Origin of the sequence: Allobosea sp. NPDC003192 (assembly GCF_050275675.1) — a bacterium.
Lineage (GTDB): Bacteria > Pseudomonadota > Alphaproteobacteria > Rhizobiales > Beijerinckiaceae > Allobosea.
Window position 1 is genome coordinate 118,396 of sequence record NZ_JBNNPK010000020.1, and the last position, 13,373, is coordinate 131,768.

Annotated in this window: 18 protein-coding genes; 11 read left to right on the top strand and 7 right to left on the bottom strand. The window is 66.8% G+C overall.

What is annotated here, in order from left to right; translation table 11 throughout:
* Positions 1 to 41 precede the first annotated feature (41 nt).
* Together ACQKLX_RS23680 and ACQKLX_RS23685 are read left to right on the top strand one after the other, a co-directional pair.
* Positions 42 to 704, top strand: coding sequence for a GntR family transcriptional regulator (locus ACQKLX_RS23680; protein WP_427364009.1), 663 nt, complete (start codon positions 42 to 44; stop codon positions 702 to 704).
* Complete coding sequence (locus ACQKLX_RS23685; RefSeq protein WP_427364010.1) at positions 701 to 1,831, top strand: enolase C-terminal domain-like protein; 1,131 nt, start codon at positions 701 to 703, stop codon at positions 1,829 to 1,831. The genes ACQKLX_RS23680 and ACQKLX_RS23685 overlap by 4 nt, the downstream gene beginning before the upstream one ends.
* A gap of 19 nt (positions 1,832 to 1,850) precedes the next feature.
* Here the strand turns inward: ACQKLX_RS23685 and ACQKLX_RS23690 are convergent, their stop codons facing one another.
* Positions 1,851 to 3,371 (bottom strand): sensor histidine kinase, encoded by a 1,521-nt coding sequence (locus ACQKLX_RS23690; protein WP_427364011.1) that lies wholly within the window; start codon positions 3,369 to 3,371, stop codon positions 1,851 to 1,853.
* Positions 3,372 to 3,458: 87 nt separating this feature from the next.
* Here ACQKLX_RS23690 and ACQKLX_RS23695 point away from each other — a divergent pair, with 87 nt between their 5' ends.
* Both ACQKLX_RS23695 and ACQKLX_RS23700 read left to right on the top strand, forming a co-directional pair.
* Positions 3,459 to 4,010, top strand: a complete 552-nt coding sequence (locus tag ACQKLX_RS23695; protein WP_427364012.1) for a thermonuclease family protein — start codon at positions 3,459 to 3,461, stop codon at positions 4,008 to 4,010.
* Positions 4,011 to 4,175: 165 nt separating this feature from the next.
* Positions 4,176 to 5,096, top strand: coding sequence for an AEC family transporter (locus ACQKLX_RS23700; RefSeq protein ID WP_427364013.1), 921 nt, complete (start codon positions 4,176 to 4,178; stop codon positions 5,094 to 5,096).
* Between the two features lie 4 nt (positions 5,097 to 5,100).
* Here ACQKLX_RS23700 and ACQKLX_RS23705 read toward each other — a convergent pair whose 3' ends face one another.
* Positions 5,101 to 5,250, bottom strand: a complete 150-nt coding sequence (locus tag ACQKLX_RS23705) for a hypothetical protein (RefSeq protein WP_427364014.1) — start codon at positions 5,248 to 5,250, stop codon at positions 5,101 to 5,103.
* A 164-nt stretch (positions 5,251 to 5,414) separates the two neighbouring features.
* On the opposite strand from ACQKLX_RS23705, the gene ACQKLX_RS23710 reads away from it, so the two are divergent.
* The 5 genes from ACQKLX_RS23710 to ACQKLX_RS23730 are packed head-to-tail and all read left to right on the top strand — an operon-like array spanning position 5,415 to position 8,068.
* The gene (locus tag ACQKLX_RS23710) at positions 5,415 to 6,026 is read left to right on the top strand and encodes a glutathione S-transferase family protein (RefSeq protein WP_427364015.1); all 612 of its coding nucleotides are present in this window, start codon (positions 5,415 to 5,417) and stop codon (positions 6,024 to 6,026) included.
* A gap of 2 nt (positions 6,027 to 6,028) precedes the next feature.
* Entirely contained in the window at positions 6,029 to 6,493 is a 465-nt protein-coding gene (locus tag ACQKLX_RS23715) for a hypothetical protein (RefSeq protein WP_427364016.1), read from the top strand.
* A complete protein-coding gene (locus ACQKLX_RS23720) occupies positions 6,490 to 6,963 on the top strand; it encodes a hypothetical protein (RefSeq protein ID WP_427364017.1) in 474 nt (157 codons plus the stop codon). Before ACQKLX_RS23715 ends, ACQKLX_RS23720 begins: the two co-directional genes overlap by 4 nt.
* Positions 6,960 to 7,430 carry a hypothetical protein gene (locus ACQKLX_RS23725; protein WP_427364018.1) on the top strand — a complete coding sequence of 157 codons (471 nt, stop codon included), beginning with the start codon at positions 6,960 to 6,962 and terminating at the stop codon, positions 7,428 to 7,430. Before ACQKLX_RS23720 ends, ACQKLX_RS23725 begins: the two co-directional genes overlap by 4 nt.
* On the top strand, positions 7,427 to 8,068 hold the full coding sequence (locus ACQKLX_RS23730; RefSeq protein WP_427364019.1) for a uracil-DNA glycosylase family protein: 642 nt from the start codon (positions 7,427 to 7,429) through the stop codon (positions 8,066 to 8,068). The genes ACQKLX_RS23725 and ACQKLX_RS23730 overlap by 4 nt, the downstream gene beginning before the upstream one ends.
* Positions 8,069 to 8,072: 4 nt before the next feature.
* On the opposite strand, the gene ACQKLX_RS23735 is transcribed toward ACQKLX_RS23730, so the two are convergent.
* Positions 8,073 to 8,939, bottom strand: a complete 867-nt coding sequence (locus ACQKLX_RS23735; RefSeq protein WP_427364020.1) for an NAD(P)-dependent oxidoreductase — start codon at positions 8,937 to 8,939, stop codon at positions 8,073 to 8,075.
* 172 nt (positions 8,940 to 9,111) lie between these two features.
* Between ACQKLX_RS23735 and map the strand changes: the two genes are divergently transcribed.
* The gene (map, locus tag ACQKLX_RS23740; protein ID WP_427364021.1) at positions 9,112 to 9,864 is read left to right on the top strand and encodes a type I methionyl aminopeptidase; all 753 of its coding nucleotides are present in this window, start codon (positions 9,112 to 9,114) and stop codon (positions 9,862 to 9,864) included.
* Positions 9,865 to 9,876: 12 nt separating this feature from the next.
* Here map and ACQKLX_RS23745 read toward each other — a convergent pair whose 3' ends face one another.
* From ACQKLX_RS23745 to ACQKLX_RS23760, 4 genes are all read right to left on the bottom strand, one after another.
* On the bottom strand, positions 9,877 to 10,593 hold the full coding sequence (locus ACQKLX_RS23745; protein ID WP_427364022.1) for an ABC transporter permease: 717 nt from the start codon (positions 10,591 to 10,593) through the stop codon (positions 9,877 to 9,879).
* Positions 10,590 to 11,300, bottom strand: a complete 711-nt coding sequence (locus ACQKLX_RS23750) for an ABC transporter permease (RefSeq protein WP_427364023.1) — start codon at positions 11,298 to 11,300, stop codon at positions 10,590 to 10,592. The genes ACQKLX_RS23745 and ACQKLX_RS23750 overlap by 4 nt, the downstream gene beginning before the upstream one ends.
* A 177-nt stretch (positions 11,301 to 11,477) precedes the next feature.
* Positions 11,478 to 12,251 carry a transporter substrate-binding domain-containing protein gene (locus ACQKLX_RS23755; protein WP_427364024.1) on the bottom strand — a complete coding sequence of 258 codons (774 nt, stop codon included), beginning with the start codon at positions 12,249 to 12,251 and terminating at the stop codon, positions 11,478 to 11,480.
* Positions 12,252 to 12,712: 461 nt separating this feature from the next.
* A complete protein-coding gene (locus ACQKLX_RS23760; protein WP_152017374.1) occupies positions 12,713 to 12,919 on the bottom strand; it encodes a hypothetical protein in 207 nt (68 codons plus the stop codon).
* 157 nt (positions 12,920 to 13,076) lie between these two features.
* Here ACQKLX_RS23760 and ACQKLX_RS23765 point away from each other — a divergent pair.
* Positions 13,077 to 13,373, top strand: a 297-nt coding sequence (locus ACQKLX_RS23765) for a TetR/AcrR family transcriptional regulator (protein WP_427364025.1), incomplete at its 3' end; no start/stop codon positions are given.

Below are 13,373 nucleotides of genomic sequence, written 5' to 3' on the forward strand. Positions count from 1 at the left end.
GCCTTGACAGGCAGAGATATACGGCATTTGTGATCAAATCAATGGATAAGCCGCTATCACTCGCCGACTCCGTCAAGGACATGATCCGCGCCGACATCCTCGATGGCGGGCTCGATTTTGGCGCGCGCTTGCGGATCCGTGAGTTGGCGACGCGCTACGGCGCAAGCCCGATGCCCGTACGCGAGGCGCTGCGCAGCCTGGTCGGGGAGGGGCTTGTCGCAGCCGTCGCCAACAAGGGCGCGCGCGTCGTCACGGTCGACGCCGAGTACATCCGCCATCTCTTCACCATCCGCATCGCCGTGGAGGTCGCGCTGGCGCGGCAGGCGGCGCTCGCGATCGATGACGCCGGGCTGACCGAGGTCGCGGCGTTGGAGCAGGAGCGGCTGGCCGCCGTCGCCCGTGGTGATTTCGCCGGCGGCGTCGCCATCAACCAACGCTTCCATCGCCGCATCTACGAGGCGGCTGGCAATGCCGAGGGGCTTCTCCTGCTCGACCGGCACTGGCTGCTGCTGGCGGCGATCTGGTCGCGCTATGGCTATCGGCCCGAGCGGCTCGGCGGCGTGGCGAGCGACCATGATCACATCTTGCGGGCGTTGTCCGAGCGCGATGCCGACGCCTGCAGTGTGCTGACCGCGGCCCATGTCACCAAGACGCGCCAGGACATGCTGGCGCAGCTTGCAGATCACGAGGGGAGGGCGCGGTGACCGCGGCCGATCGCATCGAGTGCGCGCGGCTGCGCGTGCTGCGCATCACCGACAAGACGCGCTGGGTCTTTCTCGAGCTGGCCTTTGCCTCGGGTCCGAGGGGTCTTGGCGAGGCCAGTCTGAACGGTCAGGAGCGGTTGCTCGTCGATGTGGCGCTGGCGCATCTGCCCGCCTGGCTCACCGGTGCGCCAATGCCGGATTTCGAGCGCCCGGTGCCGCTGCCGCTCGCCACGATCGCAACCGCGTTCGATGTCGCCCGCTGCGATGCAGCCGCCCGGTGCGAGGGCAAGCCGCTGGCCGCCATGCTGGGGGCGCGGGCCGATGTCCGGATTCCGCTCTATGCCAACATCAACCGGCGCACCCGTGACCGCACGCCCGCCGGCCATGCTGCAAGCGCGGCCGATGCGCTCGCCACCGGCTTCGAAGCGGTCAAGATCGCCCCGTTCGACGAGGTCACGCCCGCTCTCTCCGACGATGCCGAAGGACGGGCCGCGCTGGCGAGGGGGCTCGATCGGATCGCTGCCACCCGCGAGGTGCTGGGCGGCGAGCGCCGCCTGATGGTCGATTGCCATTGGCGTTTCGCGCCCGATCTGGCCTGGCGCCTTGTCGATGCGGTCCGCGAGCATGCTCTCTATTGGCTGGAATGCCCCGTGGCGGAGACGCAGGCCAACCTGCCTCTGCTGGCGCAACTGCGGCGCAAGCTCAATGCGTCCGGCACGTTGCTGGCCGGGCTCGAGGAGTTCAGCGGCGCGCCGGCTTTCCTCGCCTTTGCAGATGCCTACGATGTGATGATGCCGGACATGAAATATGTCGGCGGCGTCGACGAAATGCTGCGCACCGGCCGCATGCTCGCCGAGCGGGGCATCGCGGTGTCGCCGCATAATCCGACCGGGCCGGTCTGCCATGCCGCGAGCTTGCATCTCAGCGCCGCTCTTCCGGGTTTCAGTATGCTCGAAGTCCAGTTCGACGAGACGCCGCTCTTCTTCGACCTCGGGCGGCCGGCCGTGCCAGGCTTCGCCGGCGGAGCTTCGGATCTGCCGGCTGCCGCAGGGCTGGGGCTCCATCTCGATGAGGAGCAGGCCGAACGGCTCTGCGTGCTCGATCTCACGCTTCGACCATCGGCCTGACGGGCTTCGGAAGCGGATCCTATGCCGCCGAGCGCTCGCCGGGCTGCGGCAGGGCCGGCAGCGTGTCCATCACGCGCTCGGCGGGAAGCGTGATCGTCACCTCGGTGCCGGCGCGCGGGCTCGACTTGATGCGGAAGCCGCCGCCATGCAGGTCGATCAGGCCCTTGACGATCGGCAGGCCCAGGCCCGAGCCCTGCTCGGCGGTCTTGATCGCCAGCGAGCCGCGCCCGAAGGTCTGCATCACCACCGGGATCTCGTCCTCGGGGATGCCGGGGCCGGTATCGGTGATCGAGACATATTGTCCGCCGGTCGCGGTCCAGCCGACCTTGATCGAGATCTCGCCGCCCTGCGGGGTGAACTTGATCGCATTGGCCAGGATGTTGAGTACCGCCTGGCGGATGGCGCGCTCGTCGGCCCAGATTCGCGGCAACTCGGGCTCCGTCGCCTGGTTGATGGCCTGGCCCTTCGCCTTGGCGCGCAGGTTGAGCATGTGTGCGGCGTCGTCGGTGATCGCGGCGAGGCTGATCGCTTCTTCGTTGAGCTCGTACTTGCCGGACTCGATGCGTGACAGGTCGAGGATCTCGTTGATCAGCGTCAGCAGATGCTGGCCCGAGGAATGGATGTCGCCGGAATATTCCTTGTAGGAGGCGTTGGCGTGCTCGCCGAACACCTCGTTCTTCATCACCTCGGAGAAGCCGAGGATGGCGTTGAGCGGCGTGCGCAACTCATGGCTCATCGTCGCCAGGAACCGCGACTTGGCGAGGTTGGCTTCCTCCGCCTTGCGACGGGCCTCGTCCGAATTGGCCTTGGCAGTCTCGAGCTCGGTGATCAGCGCGTCCTTCTCTGCCCGGAACTCGATCGTTTCCACCGAGGTGGAATAGAGCCGGTTGGTCAGGAAGATGAAGAAGAGCTGCGCGCAGGCCGCCATCAGCAGCATGGTGACGCTGTCGATGTCGCTGCGACCACTGAAGGACAGGACGATTGCGCCGACGATCGGCACGAGGCCCGAATAGACCGCGACCGGGATCGCCGCTGCGAGCGTGACGGTGAGCGCGCTGACGATCAGCAGCGCCGTCATCAGGAAGAAGCGGGCGCCAGGCGCCTCGACGCCGATGAAGAGGCCTGCCAGCAAGGCCCAGGACAGCCCGTGCAGCAGCTCGGCTGCAGGCAGGAGCTTGCGCCAGAAGGCAACGCGCGCGGCCGCGGAGGGTTCGGCCAGGAAACGCCGGCACAGCACCGCGGTGAACGCCGTGGTCAGGAGGACCAGGCCGAGCCAGATCGAGGCCGTGTAGAACGGCACCCAGACGCAGGCCGCAGCCGCCACCAGGAAGGCGAGCAGCAAGGTGCCGGCCGAACCGTTCAGCCGATACTGCGCGAAGACGCGCACCAGCTCATAGTCGAAGGCGCGCTGCAGCCCGGTCGACGAGGTCAGCTTCTCGCGTGCCGACCGAACCTCGCGGTTGATCAGCTTGCGGCGCGCCAGCACGGTCGGATCGGGTCCGCGACCGCGCTGCACCTGTTCGGCTGTCAGTTCCGCCATGATCCGAAGGCAAAGGCTCCTGCCCGGCGACGCAACCGTCGCGTCCCGGCTCGCCATCATGGGTTGGAAATCGTTAAGCTTATCCTGATGGCGCGCTTCGGATTCAGGACAAGCAACTACGGACCGTTCGGCTGGCGGCGTGTCGGCCGCTCGGTCGATTTCGTCGTAGCCCTTGGTTTCATTCTGCTTTTGGCAATCGCCGGTGCTGTCCTGCAATACCGGCTCGGCACCGGCCGCAGCCTCGCCGGAGCGGCCGAGGCGATCGACGGCGATTCGCTGCGGCTGCTCGGCGAGGAGCTGCGCCTGGAGGGCATCGACGCGCCGGAATACCGACAGAATTGCCGCGACCGCACCGGTGGCGAGGTCGCCTGCGGCCGGCAGGCGCGGCGCGCGCTCGCCGCCATGCTGACGCTCGGCAACGTCAGTTGCTCGGTGTCGCGGGTCGATCGCTATGGCCGAGGACTGGCGCGCTGCAAGCAAGGCGACGCCGAAATCAACGCGGCTCTGGTGCGCCAGGGCAACGCTGTCTCCTATGGCGCCTACCAGACTGAGGAGGCCGAAGCGAAGGCCGCCGGCCGTGGCATCTGGGCGCTCAGCTTCGAGCGGCCGGAGGAGTGGCGCAGGAGCCATCCGCGTTGAGCGCGCGGGCCGGCCATGCGGATTTCTCAATCCCGCTGCCGGCTCAGGTATTTTCCTCTCCGGTAGCGGCGACCTAAAGAAGGATCGCCTTCGCTTCCCTCGAGGTTGGATTCGCCGCCGCATGACATTGCTGCCCGCTCGGCCGCCCGCTTGTGAGTTCCCGGCATGATCGGTGCGATTCTGCTCGCTTTGGCGCCGATCGCCCTCCTGATCGCGCTCGGCCATGCCATGCGTCGCCTGCGCTTCCTGCCGGACGCGTTCTGGCCGCAAGCCGAGCGCCTGAGCTATTACGTGCTGCTGCCGGCCCTCTTCATGCACGCTTTGGCGATGGCCGATCTCAAGGGCCTGCCCGTCGCTGCCTTGGCCCTGACCTTGATCGCAGCCATCGTCACCGTGGCGGCGGTGCTCGTCCTGGCGAAGCGTTGGCTCGGCTACAGCGACGCCGCCTTCACCTCCGTCTTCCAGGGGGGCATCCGCTTCAATAACTATGTCGGCCTCAGCGCCGCCGGCAGCATGCTAGGCCCGTCCGCCCTGCCGCTCGCGGCCGTCGCCAACGCCGCGATCGTGCCGACAGTCAACGTGCTCTGCGTCCTGGTCTTCGCCCGCTGGGGCTCGGCGCAACCGACTCTGCGCGGCATCCTCCGGGGGCTTGCCCTCAATCCGCTGCTGATGTCCTGCGTGATCGGGATCGCCATCCAGCTCAGCGGACTCGGCCTGCCGCCGGGTGTCGAGGGCTGCCTGAAGGCGCTCGGCCAGGCCTCGCTGCCGATCGGCCTTCTCTGTGTCGGCGCAGCGCTCGACTGGGGGGCGCTGGGTCGCGGGCTGAAGCCGGCGCTGGTCGCCTCCTTCGTCAAGTTCGTGCTGATGCCGCTCGCGACCTATGTCGCGTTGAACGGCTTCGGCCTCGGTGGCCAGGCAGCGACGCTCGCCATCCTGTTCCAGGCACTGCCGACCGCCTCCTCATCCTATGTGATGGCGCGCCAGCTCGGCGGCGATGCGCCGCTGATGGCCGGCATCTGCGCGCTGCAGACCGTGGTCGCGGCGGTCGCGGTGCCGCTCGCCTTGATCCTGCTGGCGCCGGGTTGAGTGCTCAGAGCGGCTCGCGTGGATCATCCTCGCTCGCGCCTTCCATTCGGGCGGTACCGGGCCGGCGCGACCGCGACCAGAAGGTCGCGAGCATCAGCCCGACCGGGATGGCGAGGATGACGATCCAGACGACGAAGCCCCAATCCTGTGGCATGACGGTTGCCCCTTCGTCGGTAACAATCGCGGCAGAAGACGCATTGTTCCTGTTCCGGTAATCGGCGCGTCGTCTTGCCGCCGTCTTTGCGGGCTGAACTCTTGACAGGGCCGGGGCGGCACCGTGAAACCGACATGTCCCGAGACGGCGAAAGGCTAGAGGGCATGAAGCTCTATGATGGCGGGCGCGCGCCCAATCCGCGGCGGGTCCGCATCTTCTTTGCCGAGAAGGGGGTGCCCTTGCCCGAGCTCATTCCGGTCGACATCGCCAGGAAGGAGCACCGGACGCCGGAATTCACCCGGATCAACCCGTCGCAGCGCTTGCCGGTGCTGCTGCTGGAGGACGGCACGGCGCTGGCCGAGACCATCGCGATCTGCCGCTATATCGAGAGCCTGCATCCGACGCCGCCGCTGTTCGGCGCCGCCCCCAAGGAAGCGGCCTTGATCGAGATGTGGAATCGCCGCATCGAGCTCGGCCTGTTCTCGGCGGTCTCGGCGGTGTTCCGCCACGGCCATCCCGCCATGGCCGAGCTCGAGGACCAGGTGCCGGAATGGGCCGAGGCCAGCCGCGAGCAGATCGACGATCATCTCGTGCTGCTCGACCTGCAGCTCGGCGCCAATCGCTTCCTTTGCGGCGACGAGCTGACGGTCGCCGACATCACCGCCGGCATCGCCATCGACTTCATGAAGCCTTCGCGCATCCCGCTGCCGGAGGATTTCGCCAATATCCGGCGCTGGCATGGCGAGCTCTCGGCCAGGCCGAGCTGGAAGGTCTGATCATGCGCCTGCCGCTGATCCTGCTTGCTCTGATGCTCCCGTTCGCCGCGACGGCGATGGAGAAGCTGACCGGCGAGCAGATCAACCGCGCCTTCACCGGCAACACGGTCAGCGGCCGCTACACTGGTGGCGGCTTCTTCACCGAGTTCCACGACCCGGACGGGCGGGCGCTCGGCAACAATGGCTGGCAGGAGAACCGCGACGCCTGCTGGATCACCAAGGGCGATGCCGTCTGCTATTATTACGGCCCGCCGGAGGAGCGGACGACGCATTGCTTCACGGTCGAGCTGACCGACCGGCTCTATATCCTGCGCAATATCGACAATGGCCGGATCAACGCGGTGGCGACCATCGAGCTCGCCAATCCGCGCAACCACACCGACGGCGGCAAGCCCTGGTATTGCGACGGGCTGATCTCGCGCGGCCCGCAGGGTCCGCTGATGTCGCGACGCGTGGCGGCCAGATGAGGTGGTCTGGCAGGATCGTGGCGCTGCTGGCGCTGTGCGTTTCGGCGACGAGCGCCTTCGCGGTCGAGCGCTTGACCGGCCAGGAGATCCGCAAGCTCTTCGAGGGCAACACGGTTGCCGGCCGCTACAATAACGGCTTGCCGTTCAGCGAGTATCATCACCAGGACGGCCGCGCGACCGGGCATAACCGCCATGTGCAGAACACCGATGCCTGCTGGACCACGACCGATGAGGCCGTCTGCTACTATTACGGCCCATTCGCGACCCGCCGGACCTATTGCTTCACCGTCGAGCGCAGCGGCTCGCTCTATGTGCTGCAGACCTATCGGACCGGCCGCATCAATGCCATCGCCACGATCCAGCCAGGCGATCCCGAAAAGCATGCCGACAAGGCGCCTGCCTGGCATTGCGACGGCTTGATCTCGCAGGGATTGCCGCCGTCTGTGTCGTCGCGGCTCGCTTCGCGATGAGGCTTCTGGCGCTGGTGTTGCTTGCTGGGCTCTCTCTGTTGTGGCTGGGCGAGGCATTCGCCGTCGAGCGGCTGACCGGCGAGCAGATGCGCCAGCTCGTAGAGGGCAATACCGCGACCGGGCGCTACAGCAGCGGCGAGACCTTCAGCGAGTACCATCACCCGGACGGGCGCGTGAGTGGCTACAATCGCGATCGTGCGACGCCGAACCGCGATGCCTGCTGGACCACGACTGAGGATGCGATCTGCTACTATTACGGCCCGATCGAGACCCGGCAGACCTACTGCTTCACTGTCGAACGCAGCGGCACGCTATACGTGCCGCGCAGCGCCGTCAGCGGTAACATCATCGGCGCCTTCACTGTCCAGCCGGGCGATCCCGAGAAGCATGCCGACAGGGTGCCTGCCTGGTATTGCGACGGGCTGATCTCGCAGGGAAAGGGCCGGGGGCGGCTGGCCGGACGATGAGCGGGCAGGGGGTAGATGCACCCGAAACGCTCGACGACGTCCTCGCCGAACTGCGCGCCTGCCGCATCTGCCGGGATGAGCCGATCCATCTGCCGCGCCTGCCGCATGAGCCACGGCCTGTGATCCAGGCGCAGGCGAGCGCTCGCCTCTTGATCGCGAGCCAGGCGCCGGGCACGCGCGTCCATGCCAGCGGCAGGCCCTTCACCGACCGCTCCGGCGACCGCCTGCGCGATTGGCTCGGCCTCGACCATGCCCGCTTCTACGATGCGTCGCGCGTCGCGATCGTGCCGATGGGCCATTGCTTCCCCGGGCTCGACGGCAAGGGCGGCGATCTGCCACCGCGCCGCGAATGCGCACCTGCCTGGCGGACCCGCGTGCTCGCGGGCCTGCCGAACATCGAGCTCGTGCTGGTGATCGGCCGCTATGCGCAAGCCTGGCATCTTGGGCCGAAGGCGGCCGCCGACTTGACGGCGACCGTCGCCGACTGGCGCAATATCTTCGCCGGGGAGCACCGGCCGCGCGTCCTGCCGCTGCCGCACCCCTCCTGGCGCAACAATGGCTGGCTCAGGAAGAACCCCTGGTTCGAGGCCGAGCTGCTGCCGGTGCTGCGAGCGGAGGTGGCGCGGCTGGTCGGCTGAGCCCTTACGGCTCCAGCCGCTTCAGCAGGCTCGACGTGTCCCAGCGACCGCCGCCGAGCTTCTGCACATCGGCGTAGAACTGATCGACCAGCGCGGTGACGGGCAGGCGGGCGCTGTTGCGGCGGGCTTCGTCGAGCACGATGCCGAGATCCTTGCGCATCCAGTCGACGGCGAAGCCGAAATCGAACTTGTCGGCATTCATCGTCTTGCCGCGATTCTCCATCTGCCAGGAGCCGGCGGCGCCCTTCGAGATCACCTCCAGCATCGCCTCGACATCGAGGCCGGCGCGCTTGGCGAAGTGGACGCCCTCGGACAGGCCCTGGACCAGGCCGGCGATGCAGATCTGGTTGACCATCTTGGTGAGCTGGCCGGAACCGGCCGGACCCATCAGCCGGCACATCCGGGCGAAGCTCGCGATCACCGGCTCGACCTTGGCATAGGTCGCCTGCTCGCCGCCGCACATCACGGTCAGCACGCCGTTCTCGGCGCCGGCCTGACCGCCGGAGACCGGCGCGTCGACGAAGCCGAAGCCGGCTGCGGTCGCCGCGGCGTCGAGCTCGCGCGCGACATTGGCGGAAGCGGTGGTGTGGTCGACGAAGACGGTACCCTTGCCCATTGCGGCGAAGGCGCCGCCTTCACCGATCGTGACCGAACGCAGGTCGTCGTCATTGCCGACGCAGCAGAACACGATCTCCTGGCCTTCGGCCGCCTGAGCCGGGGTCGGCGCGTAGACGCCGCCATGCTGCGCCACCCATTTCTGCGCCTTCTCCGGCGAGCGGTTGTAGACGGTGACCTCGTGGCCCTTGGCCTTGAGATGGCCGGCCATGGGATAGCCCATCACGCCGAGACCGAGGAAAGCGACTTTGGCCATGAGGTGCTCCGCTGCAATCGTCTGAAAGGTCACTGCGGCTTTAGCGCGCCGAGGAAGGCGAGGGAAGCGATGCAGGTGCGATAGCAGCGATCGCGATTCCGCAGGGATCGCGCATGGGCAGTCTGCCGCGCCCTGCCTTGCCGCCCTCGCCGAAATCCGTCAGGAACCTCGCATGACCATCACCAATGACGAAGAGCTCCAGGCCCTGCGCGAGATCGGGCGTATCGTCGCCGATACGCTGGCCGCGATGGGCAAGGCGCTTGAACCCGGCATCACCACGGCAGAACTCGACGCGATCGGCCGCGAGATGCTCGAAAAGCACGGCGCGCGTTCCGCCCCCGAGACCGTCTATGGCTTCCCCGGCGCCACCTGCATCAGCATCAATGAGGAGGTCGCGCACGGCATTCCCGGCGAACGCCGGATCATGGCGGGCGATCTCGTCAACATCGACGTTTCCGCCGAGAAGGCCGGCTATTTCTCCGACACCGGAGCCTCCTTCACGGTGCCGCCGGTCGATCGTCGCATCGAGAAGCTCTGCCGCGACGGCAAGCGCGCGCTCTGGGCCGGGCTCGGCCAGGTCGGCGCCGGCAAGCCGATCGCCGGGATCGGCGAGGCGGTCGGCCGCTTCGCCCAGAAGAACGGCTACACCCTGGTGCGCAACCTCGCTAGCCACGGCATCGGGCGCTCGCTGCACGAGGAGCCGAAGGAGATCGCGACCTGGCCCGAGCGCTCCGAGCGGCGCACCATGCACAAGGGGCTGGTCTTCACCGTCGAGCCCTTCCTGTCGCTCGGCGCCGACTGGGCAGAGCATGCCGAAGGCGACAACTGGACCCTCTATTCCGAGCCGCGGGCGCCGACGGTCCAGTACGAGCATACCGTCGTCGCGACCGCCAATGGCCCGCTGGTCTTGACCTTGCCGGGCTGAGCGGTCAGCCGCTCAGCGCAGCGCCATGTGCCGCGTCAGCCTGATCTCGATCCGGTCCCAGACCCGGCGGATGATCTCGGTCAGCACGAGATAGATCAGCGCCGCATAGAGATAGATCGACAGGTCGAAGGAGCGGGCGAAGGCGAGGCGTGTCGCGCCCATCAGGTCGAACAGCGTCACCAGCGAGGCGATGGCGCTCGCCTTGATCATCACGATCAGCTCGTTGCCGAGCGGACGCAGCGCCAGGATCATCGCCTGCGGCAGGATCACGCGGCGCAGCGTCGCCCAGCGATGCAGCCCGAGCGCCAGCGCCCCCTCGAACTGGCCGCGCGGGATCGACTGGATGGCGCCGCGCAGGATCTCGGCCTGGTAGGCGGCGGTGTTGATCGTGAAGGTGAAGAGCGCGCAGTAGAATGGCTCGCGGAAGAACCACCACAGGCCGATGTCCTGCCAGAACAACCGGAACTGGCCGAAACCGTAATAGACCAGGAAGAGCTGGCAGAGCAGCGGCGTGCCGCGGAAGAAGGTGGTGTAGCCCTGGATCGCGAGCTTGGCCCAGCGCGGCCCGTAAAGCCGGGCGATGGCGAGGCCGAGTGCCAGCACGAAGCCGAACGCGACCGAGAGCACGACCAGCTCGAAAGTGATCCACAGGCCGCTCGCCATGCGGCAGCCATAGTTCTGCAGGACCTCGCTGCCGATCAGGTAGCCGGGATATTCGCACCAGTTCATCGCGTCGCTCCGCCGAAGGCGGCGAAGCCGCGATTGGTGCGCTGTTCGAGCTTGCCGATGCCCCAGGCCGAGACCAGCGAGAAGAAGAAATAGAGCATCATCGCCGTGCCGAAGAACAGGAACGGCTCCTTGGTCACGACATTGGCGCGCGTCGCGATGAACATGATGTCCTGCAGCGTGATCACCGAGATCAGCGAGGTTTCCTTGAGCAGCACCATCCAATTGTTGCCGAGGCCTGGCAGCGCGACGCGGATCAGCTGCGGGAAGACGACGAGCCGGAAGGCCTGCGCCTTCGACAGGCCGAGCGCCGAGGCGGCCTCGCGCTGGCCCTTCTGGATCGAGTTCAGCGCGCCGACCCAGACCTCGCTGGAGAAGGCGGCGAGCACCATGCCGAGCGCGACCATGCCGGCGACGAAGGGCGGGATCGAGAAGCCGCTCCAGACCTTCTGCACCAGCACCTGGATGCCGAAATAGATGATGTAGAGCGTCAGCAGCTCGGGCACGCCGCGGAAGACGGTGGTGTAGATCGTCGCCAGCGAGCGCAGCAGCATGCTGTCCGAACGCTTCCACAGCGCGATGATCAGGCCGACCGCCAGGCCGAAGGGCAGGGTCGCGAGCGCGACCGAGATGGTATTGGCCGCGCCTTGCAGCAGGGCCCAGCCCCAGCCGCCGGGACCGAAGCCGAGCAGTGCGAGTTTGTCGAACATGGGAGGGCCGGCGCGCGAGGGACTGGAGCGTTTCCAGGCGAAGTGGGTACCGGTTCGCCGTCCGGAAACGCGACAATGCAAAGAACTGGAGCAAGTCCGCGCTTCGACGAAGGGTGGATTTGCGCCAGATCCCGCCGGCCCTTATGTGGCCGGCGGGTAGGCGTCAGCGGGTCTGGCTCACTCGTATTTGAACCACTTGTCCTCGAGCTTCTTCAGCGAGCCGTCGGCGACGGTCTCGGCGATCGCCTTGTTGACGAGGTCCTTCAGGGCGGTGTCGGCCTTGCGCACGGCGCCGGCGACACCTGCGCCGTGGATCGCGTCGTCGCGGGTCACTTCGGCGATCTTCTTGCAGCAGTCCTTGCCCTGGCCCTTGAGGAAGTCCGCGAGGGCGAGCGCATCGGCGACGATATAGTCGAGGCGGCCGTTGAGCAGGTCGAGATTGGCCTCCTCCTGGGTCGGATAGAGGCGCGCGGTCGAGTCCTTGTAGAACTTCTCGACATAGTTGGCGTGGATGGTCGAGCCCTGCGCGCCGATCGACTTGCCCTTCAGGGTCGCCGGCGAGATGTCGGCCGAGGCAGTGCTCTTGGGCCCGATCATCCAGATCGGCGTCTTGCTGTAGGGCGTGGTGAAGTCGACCTGCTTCTTGCGCTCCTCGGTGGCGTTCATACCGGCGAGGATGATGTCGTATTTGTTCGCCTGCAGTGCCGGGATGATGCCGTCCCAATCCTGCACCACCCAGCTGCACTTCACCTTCATCTTCTCACAGAGAAGGTTGCCGTAGTCGATCTCGAAGCCTTCCAGCTCCTTCTTGGCGTTGAGGTTGTTGTAGGGCGGATAGGCGCCCTCTGTGCCGATTCGGATTTCCTTCCATTCCTTCGCCTGGGCGAGTGCGCCCGTAGCGCCGGCGATCGTGAGCGCCGCGGCTGCGACGAATTTTGCGAAACCTTTCATGGGACCTCCCCTTGGGTTCGGCCAACCGGGCGTTTCGAATTCCCGTATCGGCTTGTACGCGACAGCTTGTGCGATCATCGGGGCGGGCCGCAAGTAGGCTCTTGCAGCTTTTCCGAGCGCGCCCGCACAAGGATGGTGCAAGGCAAGGCGCTGTTCTTGTTGGTGAAAACAGGCGGTGGCGACGAATTACCGCTGCTGCGGCCAAGGCGGCTGCACACGGATTTTGTCGCTTGGGTTAGCGGGCTCCTGCTGCGAAGCCGTTGTCGCGGCGTTTCGGCCGCCGATCCAGCGCGTCGTTTGGCGCACAGACCCGCTCTTCGGGCACGGTTGCATTCATGGCGTTCTCCCTCAATTTTCCCGAGGGTAGTGCCGTGCAGACAGCCGAGGCGTGTTGCCTCGGTGCTGTATTGCAGCCGAATCTGTCGCTCCGGCGACAGATTCGGGTCGGCGCGGACGGCGTTTCAGCGTCGGGCGATCGGGATGACGAGATAGACCATGCCGAGCACCATCGGCGGCACGGCGAGCGCTGTCACCGACCAGGTCGACCAGCCTGACGTCAGCGGCGCCAGCAAGGCCAGGATCGCGTTGATCAGCAGATAGGCGCCTAGCATCAGCGTCCCCAGGAAGCGCAGGCGGGCGAGAATGGGGTTGCGGGTAAGGGTGGTCATGTCCATCTCCATAACGGAACGTTCCGTTTCGTTATTATTGATAGATACGGACCGTTTCGATATCAAGCCGTCTGCTGCAAGATCGTGCTTGCAGGGGGAGTGCTTGCCGGGGCGGGCGAAAAGCGCTGCTGCAGGACCGAAGCGAAAAGGAGCGACGATGAAGGCCGCAAAAGCCGCAACTCCGGTTCGCCGCGCCTCGATCGGCGCGCGGCGCAACCCGGCCTCGCAGGCGGCGATCCTCGCCGCCGCCCGCGCCGTGCTGGGGGAGGAAGGCTATGCCGGCTTCTCGATCGACGCGGTTTCTCGCCGCGCCGGCGCCGGCAAACCGACGATCTATCGCTGGTGGAAGAACCGTGCCGATCTGCTGATGGAGGTCTACGCGGCCGAGAAGGCAGGCATCCGTGCCGTGCCGAGCGGAGACCTTGCCCAGGATCTCATCGATCACACGAGCGCG